Source organism: Planctomonas sp. JC2975 (assembly GCF_012985205.1).
Taxonomy (GTDB): Bacteria; Actinomycetota; Actinomycetes; order Actinomycetales; family Microbacteriaceae; genus Humibacter.
This window is the reverse complement of record NZ_JABEKS010000001.1, coordinates 1,695,151-1,712,891: the sequence shown is the minus strand read 5'-3', so window position 1 is coordinate 1,712,891 and position 17,741 is coordinate 1,695,151. Positions and strand designations below refer to the sequence as shown.

The 17,741-nt window shown below is 71.2% G+C and carries 7 protein-coding genes (1 of these 7 running past the window's edge); 5 read left to right on the top strand and 2 right to left on the bottom strand.

The annotated features are described in order from the left end of the window. Positions 1-6: 6 nt before the first annotated feature. The 4 genes from purN (at position 7) to HII28_RS07740 (ending at position 4,970) form a co-directional block, all read left to right on the top strand. Complete coding sequence (gene purN / locus HII28_RS07755) at positions 7-603, top strand: phosphoribosylglycinamide formyltransferase (protein WP_170024873.1); 597 nt, start codon at positions 7-9, stop codon at positions 601-603. After that, complete coding sequence (gene purH, locus HII28_RS07750; RefSeq protein ID WP_170024872.1) at positions 600-2,195, top strand: bifunctional phosphoribosylaminoimidazolecarboxamide formyltransferase/IMP cyclohydrolase; 1,596 nt, start codon at positions 600-602, stop codon at positions 2,193-2,195. The genes purN and purH overlap by 4 nt, the downstream gene beginning before the upstream one ends. Positions 2,196-2,641: 446 nt before the next feature. Further along, positions 2,642-3,547, top strand: coding sequence for an LLM class flavin-dependent oxidoreductase (locus HII28_RS07745; protein ID WP_170024871.1), 906 nt, complete (start codon positions 2,642-2,644; stop codon positions 3,545-3,547). A gap of 190 nt (positions 3,548-3,737) precedes the next feature. Then, a complete protein-coding gene (locus HII28_RS07740) occupies positions 3,738-4,970 on the top strand; it encodes a DNA primase small subunit domain-containing protein (protein WP_170024870.1) in 1,233 nt (410 codons plus the stop codon). Positions 4,971-5,765: 795 nt separating this feature from the next. Here the strand turns inward: HII28_RS07740 and HII28_RS07735 are convergent. Then, positions 5,766-5,948, bottom strand: coding sequence for a hypothetical protein (locus tag HII28_RS07735; RefSeq protein WP_170024869.1), 183 nt, complete (start codon positions 5,946-5,948; stop codon positions 5,766-5,768). Between the two features lie 27 nt (positions 5,949-5,975). Continuing rightward, the gene (locus HII28_RS07730) at positions 5,976-6,695 is read right to left on the bottom strand and encodes a hypothetical protein (protein ID WP_170024868.1); all 720 of its coding nucleotides are present in this window, start codon (positions 6,693-6,695) and stop codon (positions 5,976-5,978) included. Here HII28_RS07730 and HII28_RS07725 point away from each other — a divergent pair. Next, a protein-coding gene (locus HII28_RS07725) for a hypothetical protein (protein ID WP_170024867.1) crosses the window boundary here: on the top strand, positions 6,682-17,741 show its 5' end (the start). It continues 20,725 nt past the right edge of the window; only the first 11,060 of its 31,785 coding nucleotides appear in the window; its start codon is at positions 6,682-6,684; the stop codon falls past the right edge of the window. The genes HII28_RS07730 and HII28_RS07725 overlap by 14 nt on opposite strands.

Below are 17,741 nucleotides of genomic sequence, written 5' to 3'. Positions count from 1 at the left end.
TGTGGGGTGCTGTCGCTCGTCGTCCTGGTCTCAGGCCAGGGGTCCAATCTGCGTTCGCTGCTCGAGGCGTCCCAGGACGCCCAGTTCCCGGCTCGGGTCGTCGCCGTCGGCAGCGACCGCGATGACGCGGGCGGGCTGCAGGTGGCAGAGGACTTCGGCATCCCGACGTTCACCGTCGCGTTCTCGTCATTCGGCGACCGCGCCGAGTGGGGGGATGCGGTGCTCGAGCAGATCCGCCAGTGGAAGCCGGACCTCGTCATCCTCTCCGGCTTCATGCGGCTCTTCCCGCCGCGCGTCGTCGATGCGCTCAGCCCGCACATGATCAACACCCATCCCGCGTTCCTGCCCGAATTCCCGGGCGCGCACGGGGTGAGGGACGCGCTCGCCGCCGGCGTCGGCCAGACGGGCGCGAGCGTCATCATCGTCGACAACGGTGTCGATTCCGGTCCGATCATCGCCCGCGAACGCGTGCCCGTCCTGCCGGGCGACACCGAGGCGAGCCTGCACGACCGGATCAAGATCGTGGAGCGCCGACTGCTCATCCAGTCGGTCCTCGACATCGCCAACGGACACATCGACCTGAAGGAGCTGGCAACAGCATGAGCGCCCCGCACGCCGCCGATCCGAGCCTCTACCGCGAACGGGACGTCATCCCGGTGCGCCGCGCACTGCTCTCGGCGATCGACAAAACCGGCATCGTCGAGCTCGCGACCGCACTGAACGGCGCCGGCGTCGAACTCGTCTCAACGGGCAACACGGCGCGGGTACTTCGCGAGGCCGGTCTGCCCGTCACCGAGGTCAGCGAGCTCACGGGCTTTCCGGAGTCGCTCGGCGGCCGCGTGAAGACGCTGCACCCCGCCGTGCACGCCGGCCTGCTCGCGGACCTGCGGCTCGAGGATCACGAGCAGCAGCTGGCCGAGCTCGGCATCAAGCCGTTCGAGCTCGTGATCAGCAACCTGTACCCGTTCGCCGAGGCCGTCGCATCCGGCGCCGCGCCGCTCGAGGTCGTCGAGCAGATCGACATCGGCGGGCCCGCGATGGTGCGTGCTTCGGCCAAGAACTTCGCCAACGTCGCGATCGTCACCTCGCCTGATCGATATGCCGAGATCGCGGATGCCGTGGCATCAGGCGGCACGACGCTCGCGTTCCGCACTGCGTTGGCTCGCGACGCGTTCCGGCACACCGCCGGGTACGACGTGGCCGTCGCCACGTGGCTCGGCGACACCCTCGCGCCCGACGACGACAGCGCTCTGCCGGCGTGGGTGGGCAGGACGTGGCAGCGCGAGGCATCCCTGCGCTACGGCGAGAACAGCCACCAGGCCGCCGCGCTCTTCGTCTCGGCCGGTGGCAACGGGATCGCCCAGGCCGACCAACTCGGCGGCAAGGAGATGTCGTACAACAACTACGTCGACGCGGATGCCGCCCTGCGCGCCGCGTACGACTTCGAGCGACCCGCCGTCGCGATCATCAAGCACGCCAACCCGTGCGGCATCGCCGTTGCAGGGGAGGGCGAGGAGATCGCGGATGCCCACCGCAAGGCGCACGAGTGCGACCCGACCTCCGCGTTCGGCGGCGTGATCGCAGCGAACCGCATCGTGACCCTCGCGATGGCGCAGTCCGTGAAGCCGATCTTCACCGAGGTGATCATCGCGCCGGACTACGAGCCGGAGGCGCTCGAGCTGCTGCAGACCAAGAAGGATCTGCGCATCCTCAAGCTGCAGCCCGGCTTCGAGCTGCCGACGACGGAGGTCAAGCAGCTCTCCGGCGGCATGCTGCTGCAGGAGTCGGACAGGCACTTCGCGCCGGTGTCCGAGTGGACGCTCGTGGCTGGCGAGGCCGCGGGTGACGCGACGCTCGCAGACCTCGAGTTCGCGTGGACCGCGTGCCGTGCCGTGAAGTCGAACGCGATCCTGCTCGCGTCGGGTGGGGCATCCGTCGGCGTCGGGATGGGCCAGGTGAACCGGGTCGACTCGTGCGAGCTCGCGGTGAAGCGTGCCGGTGACCGCGCCGCCGGATCGGTCGCGGCATCCGACGCGTACTTCCCGTTCCCTGACGGCCCCGAGATCCTGATCGAGGCAGGCATCAAAGCCATCGTGCAGCCGGGCGGATCGATCCGCGACCAGCTCGCCATCGACACAGCGAAGGCGGCCGGCGTGACGATGTACTTCACGGGAGAGCGCCACTTCTTCCACTGACGATTGCGGCGTGGTCGAGCACACTCGCGTGCTCGACAACGCCGATCGACTCAGTCGAGCGCGAAGCGCGACCACGGACGAAGCTCCCGCGTCAGCCCTCCCGAGAGTGCCCGTTCCTACCCCCGAGAGTGCCCGTTCCTACTCCCGAAAGTGCCCGATCTTGCTCTCGAGGGTGCCCGATGTTCCTCTCGATAGTTCCCGATCTTGCTTCCGAGAGTGCCCGATCTTGTTCTCGAGAGTGCGCTTGAGGAGGCCGGTCGCAACAGCATTGCCAGGGTCCGCTACCCCCGCCGCCGAGATCTGCTTAACACGGAGCAAGGCCGGGAGCCGGATCCCGAACGGGCGCGCGCCACGCAGTTGAATCTGCTGCGGGCGAGGGGACGAGTGAACCGGTCCGAGTCGTGACTCAGGGTTCGGCCACCAGCCCGCCGCGGTAGGTTGACCCGGTGCGCTTCGGAATCGTGATCCTGCCCGAATATCCGTGGTCGGAGGCTCAGCGCCTATGGCGGAAGGCCGAGGACCTCGGCTTCGACCACGCGTGGACCTACGACCATCTCGCGTGGGGTGAACTGGCATCCGGTCCGTGGGGTGCGACAGTGCCGACGCTGACGGCAGCCGCGACGGTCACCTCGACCATCCGGCTCGGCACGTTCGTCACGTCGCCGAATTTCCGGCATCCGGTGCCGTTCGCGAAAGACCTCGCCACCATCGACGACATCTCCGGAGGCCGCTTCATCCTCGGGATCGGATCCGGAGCGGCACACAGCTTCGACTCGGCCGTGCTCGGTGAGCCGGAGCTGACGCCGCGCGAGCGGCATGCGAGATACGTCGAGTTCGTCGAACTCCTCGACCGGCTGCTGCGCTTCGAGGATCCGGGCAGTGGCGGCATCTCGTACTCCGGGGACTGGTACCAGGCAGTGAAGGCGCGCATGGTCGGAGCGCCGGCCAAGCATCCGCGGATGCCGTTCGCGATCGCCGCGAGCGGTCCGCAGGGGCTGGAGCTCGCCGCGCGCATCGGCGACGCATGGACGACCATCGGCGCATGGGGCTCGTCCCCCGACGAGTGGTGGCGCGGGATCGCGGATCTCTCGGCTCGCTTCGACGACATCGTCGAGCGCTCGGGACGCGATCCGCAGTCCGTCGAACGCCACCTCAGCCTCGACTCCGGCGACGGCAGCAGGTTCGCCCTCGCCAGCGTGTCTGCCTTCGAGGACATGACGGGCAAAGCCGCCGAGCTCGGCTTCACGGACGTGATCCTGCACTGGCCGCGCGCAGAGGGCGTGTACGCGGGGGACGAGCGGATGCTCGATGAGGTCGCGCCGCTTCTCGCACGTCACCGAGACCGTATGTGACCGAGCCCGCGCGACGGTCGCAGTCCGCTGATCGTCGTGCGCGTGGACACCTTCGGGAGTAGGGACGGGCACTTTCGCGAGTAGGAACGGGCACTCTCGGGAGGGAGAACGGGCACTCTCGAGCGTAGGAACGGGCACTTTCGGGAGGGAGAACGGGCACTTTCGGGAGTGGGCGGGTTACCGTGACGGGATGAGCCCGTCGTCGAAGGCCGAGACGTTCCTCGAGGTTGACGGCCAGGAAGTGCGCGTCTCTCATCCGGACAAGGTCGTGTTCCCCGAGACGGGGCTGACGAAGCTGGACCTCGCGCGCTACTACCTGTCCGTCGCGGAAGGAGCGCTGCGCGGTGCAGGCGGGCGTCCGATGGTGCTCAAGCGGTTCGTGAAGGGGCTCTCTCAGGAGCCGTTCTTCCAGAAGCGCGTGCCCGACGGACATCCGGATTACATCGACACGGCGACGCTGCACTACGCAAGGGGAACGTCGGCCGAGGAGGCGGTGCTCCGCAACGCGGCGGGTCTCGCCTGGGTGTCCAACCTCGGATGCCTCGACCTCAACCCGCACGCGGTGCGCGCGGAGGATCTCGACCATCCTGACGAGCTGCGCGTCGACCTCGATCCGATGCCCGGCGTCGACTGGTCGCAGATCGTCGACGTCGCCTTCGTGGTACGCGACGTGCTCGACGACCACGGACTGATCGGCTGGCCGAAGACGAGCGGATCGCGAGGGCTCCACATTCTGGTGCGCATCGCGCCCGAGTGGGATTTCGCGGCCGTCCGGCTCGCCGCCGAGACGCTCGCACGCGAGGTGGAGAACCGCGCGCCAGGGCTCGCGACGGCACGCTGGTGGAAGGAGGAGCGCGGCGAGAGCGTGTTCGTCGACTTCAACCAGAACGCCAAGGATCGCACCGTGGCATCCGCGTACTCCATCAGGCCGTTGCCGGACGCCCGAGTGTCGACACCCGTCGACTGGAACGAGGTTCGCTCCCGTCGTCCTGAGGAGTTCACCGTGCTCACCGTGCCGCAGCGGTTCGCCGAGCACGGAGATCCGCATGAAGGCATCGACGACGCGGTCGGTTCGCTCGAGGCGCTGCTCGCACTCGCCGAACGGCTCGGCCCTGCCGAGAGGCCGCCGCGGGGCGAGCGGGCGCAGAGCGGGGATGGCGCAGGCAGGCGCGTCTCGTCGATGCCGCTCATCGAGGTGGCGCGGACCAAGACGAAGCCGGAGGCGCTCGACGCCCTGGATCGGTGGATGACGGCGCATCCGGATGCGGCTTCTCGCCTCCACCCAGCAGACACCCTCGTCGACGGCATGCGAGGGTCCAGTTCGCAGTGGTACCGCGTGCGGATCAACCTGCAGCACGTGCCGGCAGACGAGCGGCCGGAGCAGGGCGAGCTGATCGCGGACTACGATCCGTGGGCGCGCTGAAGCTGAGAGCGGAGGTCATTGCCGGCGTTCGTCGGGAGCGTCGGGACGGTAGGAGCGGCATCGTCGAGGCGTGAACCGCTGCAGGATCCATCACCGGAAGGCCGTCGAAACTGGCAGTGCTCAGATGAGCAAATCGCCATCGAAGCGGACTCTGTCGCCTACCCCTTTTCGGGGGCCGGTGGTGCGAGAGCGGCAGCGCCTGGATCGGCGAGAACGCCTGCGACACGCCGTGATCAGTGTTCGATGACGCCGTCCGAGGTGCCTGTCACGCGTGAGGCGAAATCGTTGCGCGTCCGATCGACCGGGTCTACCGTCACTGCTGTCGACCCGGCCGGGTCGCGGCGTTTCGGGCCGCCGCGAACGGCGTGGGCCAGTTCGGGGCTGAGCCGTGGCACGAGGGATGCGCACGAGCACGCGCGGAACCATGGGTTCCGACGCGTTCGTCGCGCGCCGCCGCGGTCCGCTGGGCCTCACAACGAGGCGACCCGGATCTGTGATCTTCGTTCTGTCCGCCGTCGTGGCGGCGTTCGCTCTGGCACTCGCGCAGTCCGTCGTGATCGGTGCACCCGCGCAGGCGGCGGCACCCGAATCCACGCACACGGTCACCGTGCGCGTGGCGATTCCGGACGGACCGACGCAGGGGACGGCATCCGCTTCGCCGACGGCGACCGCTCCCACGGTGACCGCTCAGCCGAGCGCGACGGCACAGCCGAGTGCGCAGCCGACCGGGACGCAGATCGACCCGTCGCTGCTGGCCGCACTGCTGGCTGCGCTCGCCGCAGCGCACAACGGCGTTCAGGCCACAGTCGTTCCGCAGCCGACGAGCACGTCCCCGTACGGATCCAACTGCCACATGACCGGCGGCTCCGGTCCGACCAGCACGCCGACGACCACCGTCGACCCGACGACAGGAACGGTGACCAGTTCGTCGTCGTCGAGCACCTCGAGCAGCACGCTCGTCTGCGGGCCGGGAACCACGGGACCTGCGACGGTGGGCGGATCCACTCAGACCGGCGGATCGACGCCCACCCCGACCCCGACCGACAGCTCGACGCCGACGCCGACGGATTCGTCGACGCCGACGCCGACGGACTCCTCGACGCCGACACCCACCGACTCGCCGACGCCGACACAGACGCCGGACCCGACACCCACCCCGGATCCGACCTCGACGCCCACGGCGTCCGGTGGCACCACGATCCACGGTGGGCTCGGGGCATCGCTCGGCTCCGGCTTCGTGCTCGACGACGGAACGGATGCCTCCGGTTCCGGCACGCAGACCACCCCGGCGGTCGACACGACCCCGACGGACACCGCGTCGACAACGACGACGAGTTCCGATCCCACGGCCGCATCCGATCCGGCCACCTCCGATCCGGCTGCGTCCGATCCGGCCGCGACCGCGAGCCCCGCGCCGGCGACCGACGGCACGTCAGGGTCTGCGACCCAGGCCACGTCCGGAACAGATGCCACGACCTCCGCGACCGATCCGGCGACGAGCACGGACACCACCTCGGGCTCGGGGGCGACCGGGGTCGCATCGACGGATCCGGCTTCCGCTACGCCGACGCCGAGCACGGCGCCAACGGACGCCTCATCGGCGACCGGGGCACCGGCATCCGGAACCTCGACGGCGACCGCCACGACGACGGCGGCCTCGTCCGGCTCGGCGGCGGCAACGCCGGGCACGACGCCCGCAGCTGCGCCGAGCGTGTACACGTACACGGCCGACACCGCGACGGCCGCGCACAGCGTGCGCGTCTACGTCGACGGCGGGGACCTCGTGATCGACGACGGCGGGGTGCTCACGCGCGTGCCGCTGTCGTCGCTGACGTCGGCCGACATCCGCAGCGCGGGCGGGAACGCCATGACGCTCACGGTCGACACGTCGGTCGGTCCGGTCACCGTCCCGATCGCGTTCACCGGGTCGGGATCCGACACGGTCGCGGTCATCGGGAACGACGTCGACTGGACAGCGGATTCGACGAGCGGCGGATCCGTCGTGGCACCCTCGCTCGGCGGCTTCAGCTACAGCGGGGTCGACAGCATCGCCGCAACGGGGACGGGCACGTCCCTGCACGGCCCGGCCTCCGACACCACCTGGAATGTCACAGGGCACGACGCGGGATCCGTCGGCGAGCAGTCGTTCTCCGGGTTCCAGAACCTGGTCGGCGCCGCTGACAACCGCGACACGTTCGTGTTCTCGCCGAATGGCTCGCTGGACGGGACCCTCGACGGCGGAGCCGGCGGATACGACACGCTCGTGCTGCACGGTGCGGGCGGTTCCGCAGTCTCGACGCCGAGCAACGCGTCGAGCGGATCCGTCGTCTTCGGCGGCCACGCGGTGACGTACACGGGACTCGAGCCGGTGACGATCACCGGCGTCGCCAACGTGACGGTGACCGCCTCGACGGCGAACGACACCGTGACCGTGACTTCGGACGGCGCCGGACACCTCATCGTCAGCTCTCCGGCGATGGAGACGCAGACCATCGACATCCCGACCGGGTCGCTCACCATCCAGGCGACGGCGACCGGCGTGAAGATCCTCGTGACGGGCGACCTGCTGCTGCCGGGCGCTCGGATCGTGATCGGCGCGGCGAGCATCACCGTCTCGCCCGGGGTCACCATCGACACCCGGTCGGGCGGATCGGCAGCGGATGTCACGCTCGCCGCGACGGACGCGGAGACCGGATCGGCGGCATCCGCATCGGTGATCGTCGACGGGGCCGTGATCCACGCGGGCACCGTGATCCTCTCCGCGACGGCGACGCAGACGCCCTCCGCAGCTCCGATCGTCGGCGAGAACGTCGTGTCCGCGTCGTCGTCCGCGCTCGTGTCCGTGGTCGGTGCGACGGTGATCGACGCGCGCGGCGCCGTCACGCTCGCGAGCTCCTCGACGGTGACGGCTGTCGTCAGCTCGACGGGAACGGGGGCGAGCTCGGCGACGGATGCCGCGGTCGCCACCGCTGCGATCGACAGCACGGCGACGACACACGTCGGTGGCTCCTCGAGCATCAAGGCCGGCGGCGCGCTCGTCCTCGCGGCCTCGAACAACACGTCGGTCACCACGACAGCGGATGCGACGGCGGCGACGGCCGGAGCCGGCATCGGCGTCACCAGGGTCACGAGCAACACGGCGGCGTACATCGACAGCAACAGCAACCTCGGAGTGAACGCGGGCAGCGTCGACGTAGCAGCGGATTCCGACAACGTCGTCGTCACGGTGGCGAAGTCGAGCCCCGGCGGATCGACGGGCAACGGCCAGTCGCCGTCCACCACCACGGACGGCAAGGCCAAGGCACCCGGCGGATCCATCGACATAGCGGGAGCGCTGGCCTACTCGGATGTGCAGCAGTCCACGCACGCGTACATCGCGCCGATCGGCGGCGGTCTCGTCATCGCGGTCACCGGCACGGCGGGATCCAGCGGCGGGGCACCGGTCAGCGTGCACGCCAGCAACGAGGGCGGCTCGTCAGCGGCGGCAGACGGAAGTGCGGCCGCCAGTGATCCGAACGGCGTCGGAGTGGCCGTCGCCGTGAACAGTGCGGACGTCACGACCGACGCGCACGTGTCCGGCGCGACGCTCACGACTCCGGCGCTGGACGTCGCTGCTGTCACGAAGCCTGCCGCGGACGGCGCGACGAACACGTACTCGGCGAGTGCGACATCCGGAGCCGGCGGGGCGACGAACGTGGGGGTTGCCGGATCCGTGGCCATCAACGTGGCGACGGTGCAGACGACCGCGCAGCTCACGGGAGCGCCGGTGGCGGCATCCGGAACCGATGTGGGATTGACGGCGAAGTCGAACGACACGAACCTGGCGACGGCGGTGCCCGGCGCGAACGCCGGCGGCGCGACGACGGGGATCGGCGCCTCCATCGCGCTGAACGTCGTGAACGACACGACGGCCGCAGGGCTCGCCGCCGGCTCGGCTCTGACCGGAGCCCACAACCTGACGCTCACCGCGGATGCCGTCTCGCCCTCGACGACGCAGGCACGCGGCGGCGCATTCTCGACGGGTGTCGCGATCGCCCCGGTCTACGCGCTGACCACCTCGAACGTGCTCACCATCGCGAACAGCGAGACAGGCACGGCGTTGACACTCACCGGCGACTACACGGCGACGGCACACCAGGTCGCGACGGTCTCCACGACGGCGACCGGAGAGGCGCAAGCGGATGGCTCGCTCGGCGTCGCGGTCGCCCAGACGTACGCGAACCACCTGGTGCAGGCCACGACGCACAGGGACGTGACGGTCGGCGGCACCTTCAGCCTCACCGCGAACGGCGCGTCTGGAGCAGTGACGAGCGCGACGGCGTCCGACGTCGGGGCAGGCGGAACGGATGCCGCCGAGCACCCGTCGCCCGCGGACCTCGCCACAGGGGCGCGCACCTTCGCCGACAGCGAGGCCCCCACCACCGGCGGTGGGCTTCCCGGCGGCGGAGGCGGGAGCGGCGGCAGCCCAGGACCCGGAGCCCCTGCCACACCCGCCGGAACCGTCAGCGTCTCGGCAGCCGTGTCGATCACCGTGCACAGCGCGAGCGCAGACGCCTCGGTCGACGGGGTGACCATCGTCGCGCACGGCGTCAACCTCACCGCCACCGAGAACGCGTCGGCCGCCACGTTGGCATCCGGCGGACCCTCCAGCCGCGCACCCCCTGGCGGCGGGACGAGCATTGCGGCCGCCGTCGCGGTCACCCTCGCCGACGTCACGGTCTCCGCGAACGTCGGACCCCACACCCTCATCACCTCCACAGCCCTCAGCCTCACAGCCGGAGTCGGACCGACCACCTCATCCGGCGCAGCAGACGCCACCGACCGCTTCAGCACGACCGCCACTGCGGGTGCCGGGAGCGGAGGAACCCTCGGCGTCGCAGGATCCGTCGCCCTCCAGACCGCGACGGTCACCACCTCGGCCGCGCTCCTGTCCAGCGGCGGCACCGGACCCACCGTCACGCTCGGATCCGGCGGATCCGGCGGGTTCTCCGCACACGCGACCTCCGCCGTCGTCTCCACGGTCTCCGCGCTCATGGCCGCTGGCGGCCCCGGCGGATCCACTGCCGGCATCGGCGCCTCGTTCGGCCTTGCGCTCGTGAACGACACCACGACGGCGGTGATCGGAGACGGATCCGTCGTCACGGGCGCAGCGGACGTCACGCTCGCCGCGCTCACGCACGACGACGCCGCGGTCACCGCACAGGACGGCGCATCGTCGTCGGGCGTCTCCGTCGCGCCCTTCGCCTCCGTCGTCTCGGCGAACGTCTCCACAACGGCGGCGATCGGCACGGGTGCGCTGCTCACGGCAACGGGTGCGGTCGGCATCAGCGCCGAGCAGCACGCGACCGCAGCAGCGACCGCGACGGGCGCCGTGCAGGGCGGAGCCACGGCAGCGGTCGGCGCGGGGCTTTCACTCGTGATCACGGCCGATGCCGTTTCCGCGTCGGTCGCGCGATCGGTGAGCGCGGCATCCATCGGCATCACCGCCACGGGCTTCAGCGGCAGCACGGCGTCGGCCACGGCGTCAGCGTCGGGCGCGCCGCAGGGCTCCAGCGGATCCGGCACGGGCGTCGACACGAGCGTGACGGACGCGAAGGGCGCGGCATCGGGTTTCGCGACCCAGACCGGCAGTGGAGCGCCCGCCGCGACGAAGGCTCCAAGCGCGTCCACCTCGCAGGGCGGGGTCGACGCGGCTGCGGCAGTCGCCGTCGTGGTCGCGACGCCGACAGCGTCGGCATCCGTCATCGGCACCGGTGTCGTGCTGACCGCGAGCGGGGCAGTGACCATCGGCTCGTCGCAGAACGCGGATGCCGCTACCAGCGCCGACGGCTCAGCGGTGTCCACCGCCGACCTCGTGATCGGTGCCGCCGTGGCCATCACCCTCCTGCACGCGGTGAACCAGGCGACGCTGCCGGCCGGCGACTCCGTGCATGCCGGATCGCTGACGCTCTCCGCTGAAGTCGCCGTCGACGGGTCGGACAACGGATCCGCCGTCTCCGCCCAGGCCACCAGCGGGGCCGGAGGCGGAAGCGTGTCGCTCGCCGGATCCCTCGCCATCGCCGTCGTGACACCTGTGACCACCGCGCTGCTCGCCGGCGATGTCACGCTGACGTCCGCAGGATCAGGGGCACTCGCCGTGACTGCCGGATCGAACGTGACGTCGACGGCGAAGGCCGAACCGACCGCGGGCGGGGTCACCGCGACGAAGGCGGGCATCGGGGCCTCCGTCGCCCTCGACCTCGTCACCGACGCGACGAACGCGACCATCTCGGGATCCGTGACCGCGGCGAAGAGCATCTCGCTGACGGCGACCGCGACGGATGCCGCGACCGTCGAAGCGAAGTCCGGATCGTCCGGCGGCGGCGCCGCCCTCGCACCGGCCGTGGCGCTCGCGTTGTCGACCGTGACGACGACGGCGGCGATCCTCACCGGGGCGACGACCTCGGCGACCGGGGCGATCGGCGTGACCGCGACGCAGAACGCGTCGGCGTCGACGGTGGCCGGATCCGCCGTTTCCGACGCGTCATCCGCGGCGGTCGGTGTCGGCCTTGCGCTCACGATCGCGAACCACACGGTGATGGCCGCCACGGCGAGGTCGCTGAACGCGGGCGCCGATCTCGCGCTGACGGCATCCGGTATCTCCTCATCGGCGGCAGACGCGACCGCCTCCGCAGCAGGCGCGCCTGGCGACGGCAGCGGTGGGGGAACGGGCTCGGGCGTCGACCAGCAGGTGACGGACCAGCGCACGTTCGCGGACAACACGTCGCAGCTGAACGGCGGTTCGACGTCGGGCACGACGAAGGCGCCGTCCGCATCGACGCAAAGCGGCGGCATCGACGTCGCAGCGGCGGTCGGCGTGGTCGTCGCCGGCAGCGAGTCCACAGCGACCATCGTGGGCACGGGCATCGACCTGACGGCGGGCGGAACCCTCACGCTGGCGTCCAACGCGAACACGGATGCGGCGTCATCGGCAGACGGATCCGCCGTTGCACCCGGCACGGCGTCCATCGGCGCCGGCGTAGCGATCACGCTCGCGCACGTCGTGAACCACGCGGTGCTGCCGACGGGGGACACGATCCACGCCCATGCTCTGGTCGTCTCGGCCGCCATGACCCAGAACGGCACGGATGCCACGCACGTCTTCGGCGCGCAGGCCGCCAGCGGCGCGGGCGGCGGCAACGTCTTGGTGGCCGGATCGCTCGGGCTGGCGACGGTCAGCCTGGACACGCTGGCGCAGCTCGCGGGTGCCGTGACGATCACCGGATCCGGTGGCCTTGCGGTCACGGCGGTGAGCGACGAGACGTCCACCGTGAAGGCGGAACCGGTCGGGCCAGGGGTCTCTGGCGGGAAGGTCGGTGTCGGCGCATCCGTCGCGCTCAACCTCATCGGAGACTCGACAGTGGCGAGCATCGCCGACGGCGCGACCGTGTCCGGAGCCGGCGCCATCACCCTGACGGCGACCGCGAAGGACGTCGCCGCCACCGAGGCGAAGATGGGCGCGTCAGGCGGCGGCGTCGCCGTCACGCCCGCTGTTGCCGTGACGCTCGCCACCGTGACGACCGCGGCGAGCGTCGGCACGCTCGGCGGCACGACGACGCTCGCAGGCAACCTCTCCGTGTCCGCATCCCAGACGGCGACCGCGTCGACGACCGCCGGCGCCGTGGCGACCGGCGCATCCACGGCCGCCGTCGGCATCGGCCTCGCGCTCACCATCGCGAACGACGACGTGCACGCCACGACCGCCAGGAGCATCACTGCAGGTGGGGGCATCACGTTCGACTCCAGCGGGGTGTGGGCATCCGCCTCAACGGCGACGGCGTCGGCGGGTGGTGCGCAGCAGACGTCGGGCGGCGGAGGGTCGAGCGGTTCGGGTGTCGACGACCAGGTCGCGAACCAGCGTCAGTTCGCCGGCGACACGGCCAAGGCCAACGGGGCAGCGGGCGGCACCGATCCGACCGGCACGACCTCCACACCGTCGGCATCGACGTCGGGCGGCAAGATCGATGCGGCGGCAGCCGTCGCGATCGTCGTCGCCACGCAGACCTCGACGGCGACCGTCTCGAGCTCCGTCGCGGGCCTCACGCTCACCGCATCCGGAACGGTCACGCTCTCCGCGCAGCAGAACGCGGACGCGACGACCTCGGCCGACGGCTCGGCCGTCAGCGGTGGCGCTGCGGCGATCGGTGCGGCCGTTGCCATCACGCTCGCGGATGTGACGAACACGGCACTGCTGCCCCAGAACGCGACGGTTCACGCGAAGGCGCTGACGATCTCGGCCACCGAAGCGGTGAACGGCACTGATGACGTCTCTACTTACGGCGCCTCATCGACGAGCGGTGCAGGCGGAGGCAAGGTCTCGGTCGCCGGATCCCTCGGCCTGGCGATCGCTAACCAGACCACCTCGGCGCAGCTGGCGGGCACCGCCGCACTGACCGGCGGCGACGCGGTGGTCACCGCGGGGAGCAACGCGACGACCACCGTGAAGGCGCTGCCGACCGGTGGCGGCGTGACACCCGGGAACCTGGGGATCGGCGCATCCGCAGCCCTTGCGATCGTCACGGACCAGACCACGGCGGCCGTCGCCAAGGGAGCGACGCTGACCGGGGCCGCCGACGTGACGCTGACGAGCACCGCGATGGATGCGACGACCACGCAGGCGCAGATGGGCGCGTCAGGCGGCGGTGTCGACGTCGCGCCTGCGGTCGCCGTCACGCTCTCCACGGTGACCACGCTCGCCACGATCGGCACCGGCGGCACGCTCGCGCTGAGCGGTGACCTCACCGCGCACGCGACGCAGAGCGCATCCGCTTCGAGCACGGCGAACGCGGCAGTGGCCGGCGCATCGACGGCGGCGGTAGGGGTCGCGCTCGCGCTCACGATCGCGAACCACACGGTGACGGGCTCGACGGCGAGGTCGGTCACGGCGAGTGGGGCGATCACACTGCAGGCGACGGGGACGTCGGCATCCGCCTCCTCGGCCACGGCCTCCGCGTCTGGCGCGAAGGACAACTCGTCGACAGGCGGCTCGGGAGGCAGCGGGGGCGACGGAGTCGACCAGCAGCTGTCGAAGGAGCGCACGCACGCCGACGACACGGCCGGGGAGTCAGGGGGAGCGGCATCCGGCGGCACGGCGACACCGAGTGCGTCGACGTCGAGCGGCAAGGTCAACGTCGCGGCGGCGGTCGGCGTGGTCGTCGCCAGCGTGGCATCGACGGCGACCATCGTCGGCACGGGCATCACGCTCACCTCAGGCGGAACGGTCACCATCGCCGCAAGCCAGAACACGGACGCGGGCAGCGCCGCAGACGGCACGGCATCCCAGGGCGCGACGGCCACGATCGGTGCCGCCGTCGCCCTCACGCTCGCGAAGGTCGACAACACGGCATCGGTCCCGGTCGGCGACTCGGTGCACGCTCACGGACTCGTGGTGAGCGCGACGGCGACGCCGAACGGAGCGGACGTCACGAGCACCTACGGCGCGCAGTCCGCGTCGGGCGCAGGCGGCGGCACCGTGTCGATCGCCGGATCGGTCGCCATCGCGATCGTGGGTCAGCAGACCTCGGCACTCCTCGCCGGGACGGTCACTCTCACCGGCGGCGACGCGAGCGTCACGGCGGCCAGCGCAGCGGCATCCACGGTGAAGGCTGAACCGTCCGAGGGCGGCGTCTCAGGAGGCAAGGTCGGCGTTGGCGCGTCCGTCGCGCTGAACCTCGTGACCGACACCACGCAGGCGTCCGTGGCGAACGGATCCGTGTTCACCGGTGCCGGGAACGTGACGGTCGGAAGCACCGCGACGGACGCCGCCGCCACCGAGGCGAAGATGGGAGCGTCGGGCGGAGGCGTCGACCTCTCGCCTGCGATCGCCGTCACGCTGTCCGCCGTCACGACGACGGCGACGATCGGCACCGGCGCCACCCTGCAGCTCAGCGGCGCCCTGGCGGCGAGCGCGACGCAGAACGCTTCGGCCTCGACGGTCGCGGGATCCGTGGCAACGGGCGCCTCCACGGCAGCAGTCGGCGTCGGACTCGCGCTCACCCTCTCGAACCACACGATCGCCGCGACCACAGCGCGATCCATCACCGCAGGCGGCGACCTCTCGCTCACCGCATCGAGCACGTCGGTCTCTGCCGCTCAGGCGTCCGCGTCTGCGGGCGGCGCGCCCGAGAACAGCGGATCGGGCGGATCCGGTGGCGACGGCGTCGACACGCAGGTGCAGAAGGAACGCACCAACGCGGACGACACGTCGGCGGCGGCCCAGGGCGGCACGTCCGGATCCAAGGCGACGCCGAGCGCGTCCAGTTCGCAGGGCAAGGTGAACGTCGCCGCGGCCGTCGCCGTCGTCGTCGCCACAGTGAACGTGAGCGCGACGATCATCGGAACGGGCCTGACCCTGAACTCCGGCGGCACGGTGACCATCGGATCGAGTCAGAACACGGACGCCGGCACCAACGCCGACGGTTCGGCAGTGGGCGCCTCGAGCGCGAACATCGGCGCCGCCGTCGCCATCACGCTGGCGAACGTGGACAACACGGCGATCCTGTCGGCGGGCGACTCGGTCGTCGCGCACGGCCTTGTGGTCCAGGCGACGGAGACCGTGGCCGGAGCGGATGCCGTCAGCACGTACGGCGCACAGTCCGCATCCGGCGCGGGCGGTGGCAAGGTCTCCGTCGCCGGTTCCCTCGCGCTGGAGATCGCGAACCAGACGACGACGGCCTCCGTCGCTGGCGGCGTGAACCTGGGCGCGCCGTCGAACGCGCAGGGTGCCGTCACGATCACCGCGGGAAGCGCGGCCTCGAGCACGGTGAAGGCGGAGCCGACACCCGGCGGGGTGGTCGCGTCGAGTGTGGGCGTCGGCGCATCCGCCGCGCTCGCCATCGTCACCGACGCCACCGCAGCGACGATCGCCGGCACCGCGACCTTCACCAAGACCGGCGATGTCACGCTGTCCAGCTCCGCGAAGGACGACTCGGCCGTCGAGGCGAAGATGGGCGCCTCGGGCGGCGGCGTCAGCATCACCCCGGCCGTCGCCGTCGCGCTGTCGACGGTGACCACAACGGTGCACGTGGATGCGGCATCCGGCCTCACGGGCAACGCGGCGGTGCTCGGCAGCTCCGGTTCGTTCGGTGCGACGGCCACCCAGAACGCATCGACGAGCACGGTGGCCGGTGCCGTCGCGACCGGCGGGACGGCCGGCGTCGGCGTCGGCCTCGCGCTCACGATCGCGAACCACTCCGTCACGGCGTCGACCGACCGGTCGATCACGGCGGGCGGCGACATCGCTCTGACCGCGGCGGGCGCCTCGGCCTCCGCCGCACAGGCATCGGCATCGGCAGGCGGCGCACCCGGCGACTCCAGCGGCGGCGGCACCGCGGGCGGTGGGGTCGACCAGCAAGTCTCGACGGAACGCACCAACGCCGACAACACGGCGGGGACGTACGGCGGTGCGAAGTCCGGATCCGACCAGACCCCGAGCGCCTCGACCTCGAGCGGCAAGGTGAACGTGGCCGCAGCGGTGGCGGTCGTCGTCGCCGAAGCGACGTCGTCGGCGACCATCGACCACGACGGTCTCGCGCTCGACGCCGGCGGCAGGGTGACGCTGGCAGCGAGCCAGAACACGGACGCCGGCACGAACGCCGACGGATCCGCCGCAGGCGCCTCGAGCGCGAACATCGGCGCCGCCGTCGCGATCACGCTCGCCGACGTCGAGAACTCCGCCGTCGTCCCGACCGGCGACACGGTCACGGCCCACGACCTCACGGTCTCAGCCACCGAGACGGTGGTTCCGCTCTCCGGTGGCGGAACGGATGCCGTGAGCACGTACGGCGCACAGTCCGCGTCGGGCGCAGGCGGCGGCAACATCTCGGTCGCAGGATCCCTCTCCCTGGCGGTCGTCAACCAGCACACGACCGCGGAGATCGCGGGAACCGTGACGATGTCGGGCGGCGACGCAGCCGTGACAGCCGCAAGTGCGGCGTCCAGCACCGTGAAGGCGGAGCCGACAGCGGGCGGAGTGACGACCTCGAAGGTGGGTGTCGGCGCATCCGTTGCACTGAACCTCATCACGGACGAGACCATCGCGACCCTCGACGACGGCATCGCGCTCACCGGCGCCCGCAACGTGACGCTGACCAGCTCCGCCACGGATGACGCCCTCACCGACGCGAAGATGGGCGCATCAGGCGGCAGCGTCGACATCGCGCCCGCGGTGGCCGTCACGCTTTCGACGGTGACGACGCAGGTGGTCGTCGGCACACCGGGTGGGACGCTGTCGGTCAGCGGATCATTCGCCGGATCCGCCACCCAGAACGCGTCGGCGAACACCTCGGCGGGCGCCGTCGTCGCTGGTGGCAGCACGGCGGCGGTCGGCGTCGGACTCGCGCTCACCGTGTCGAACCACACGGTGAGCGCGACGACGGCGCGATCGATCACGGCGGGCGGCGACCTCGCGCTGAGCGCATCCGGAGTCTCAGCGTCGGCGGCGTCCGGACAGGCATCAGCATCCGGGGCCCCGGAGAACAGCGCTGACGGATCCGGAGGTGCGGGAACGGGCGGCGGTTCCGGCGACGGTGTGGACGCCCAGATCCAGAAGGAGCGCACCAACGCCGACGACACGGCAGCCGCGAGCAAGGGCTCGAAGTCGGGCGGGACGACGACGCCGAGCGCGTCCACCTCGAGCGGCAAGGTCAACGTGGCGGCGGCGATCGGCGTCGTCGTCGCCACGGTGAGCTCGTCGGCGACCGTCATCGGTTCCGGGCTGCAGCTCAAGGCGGG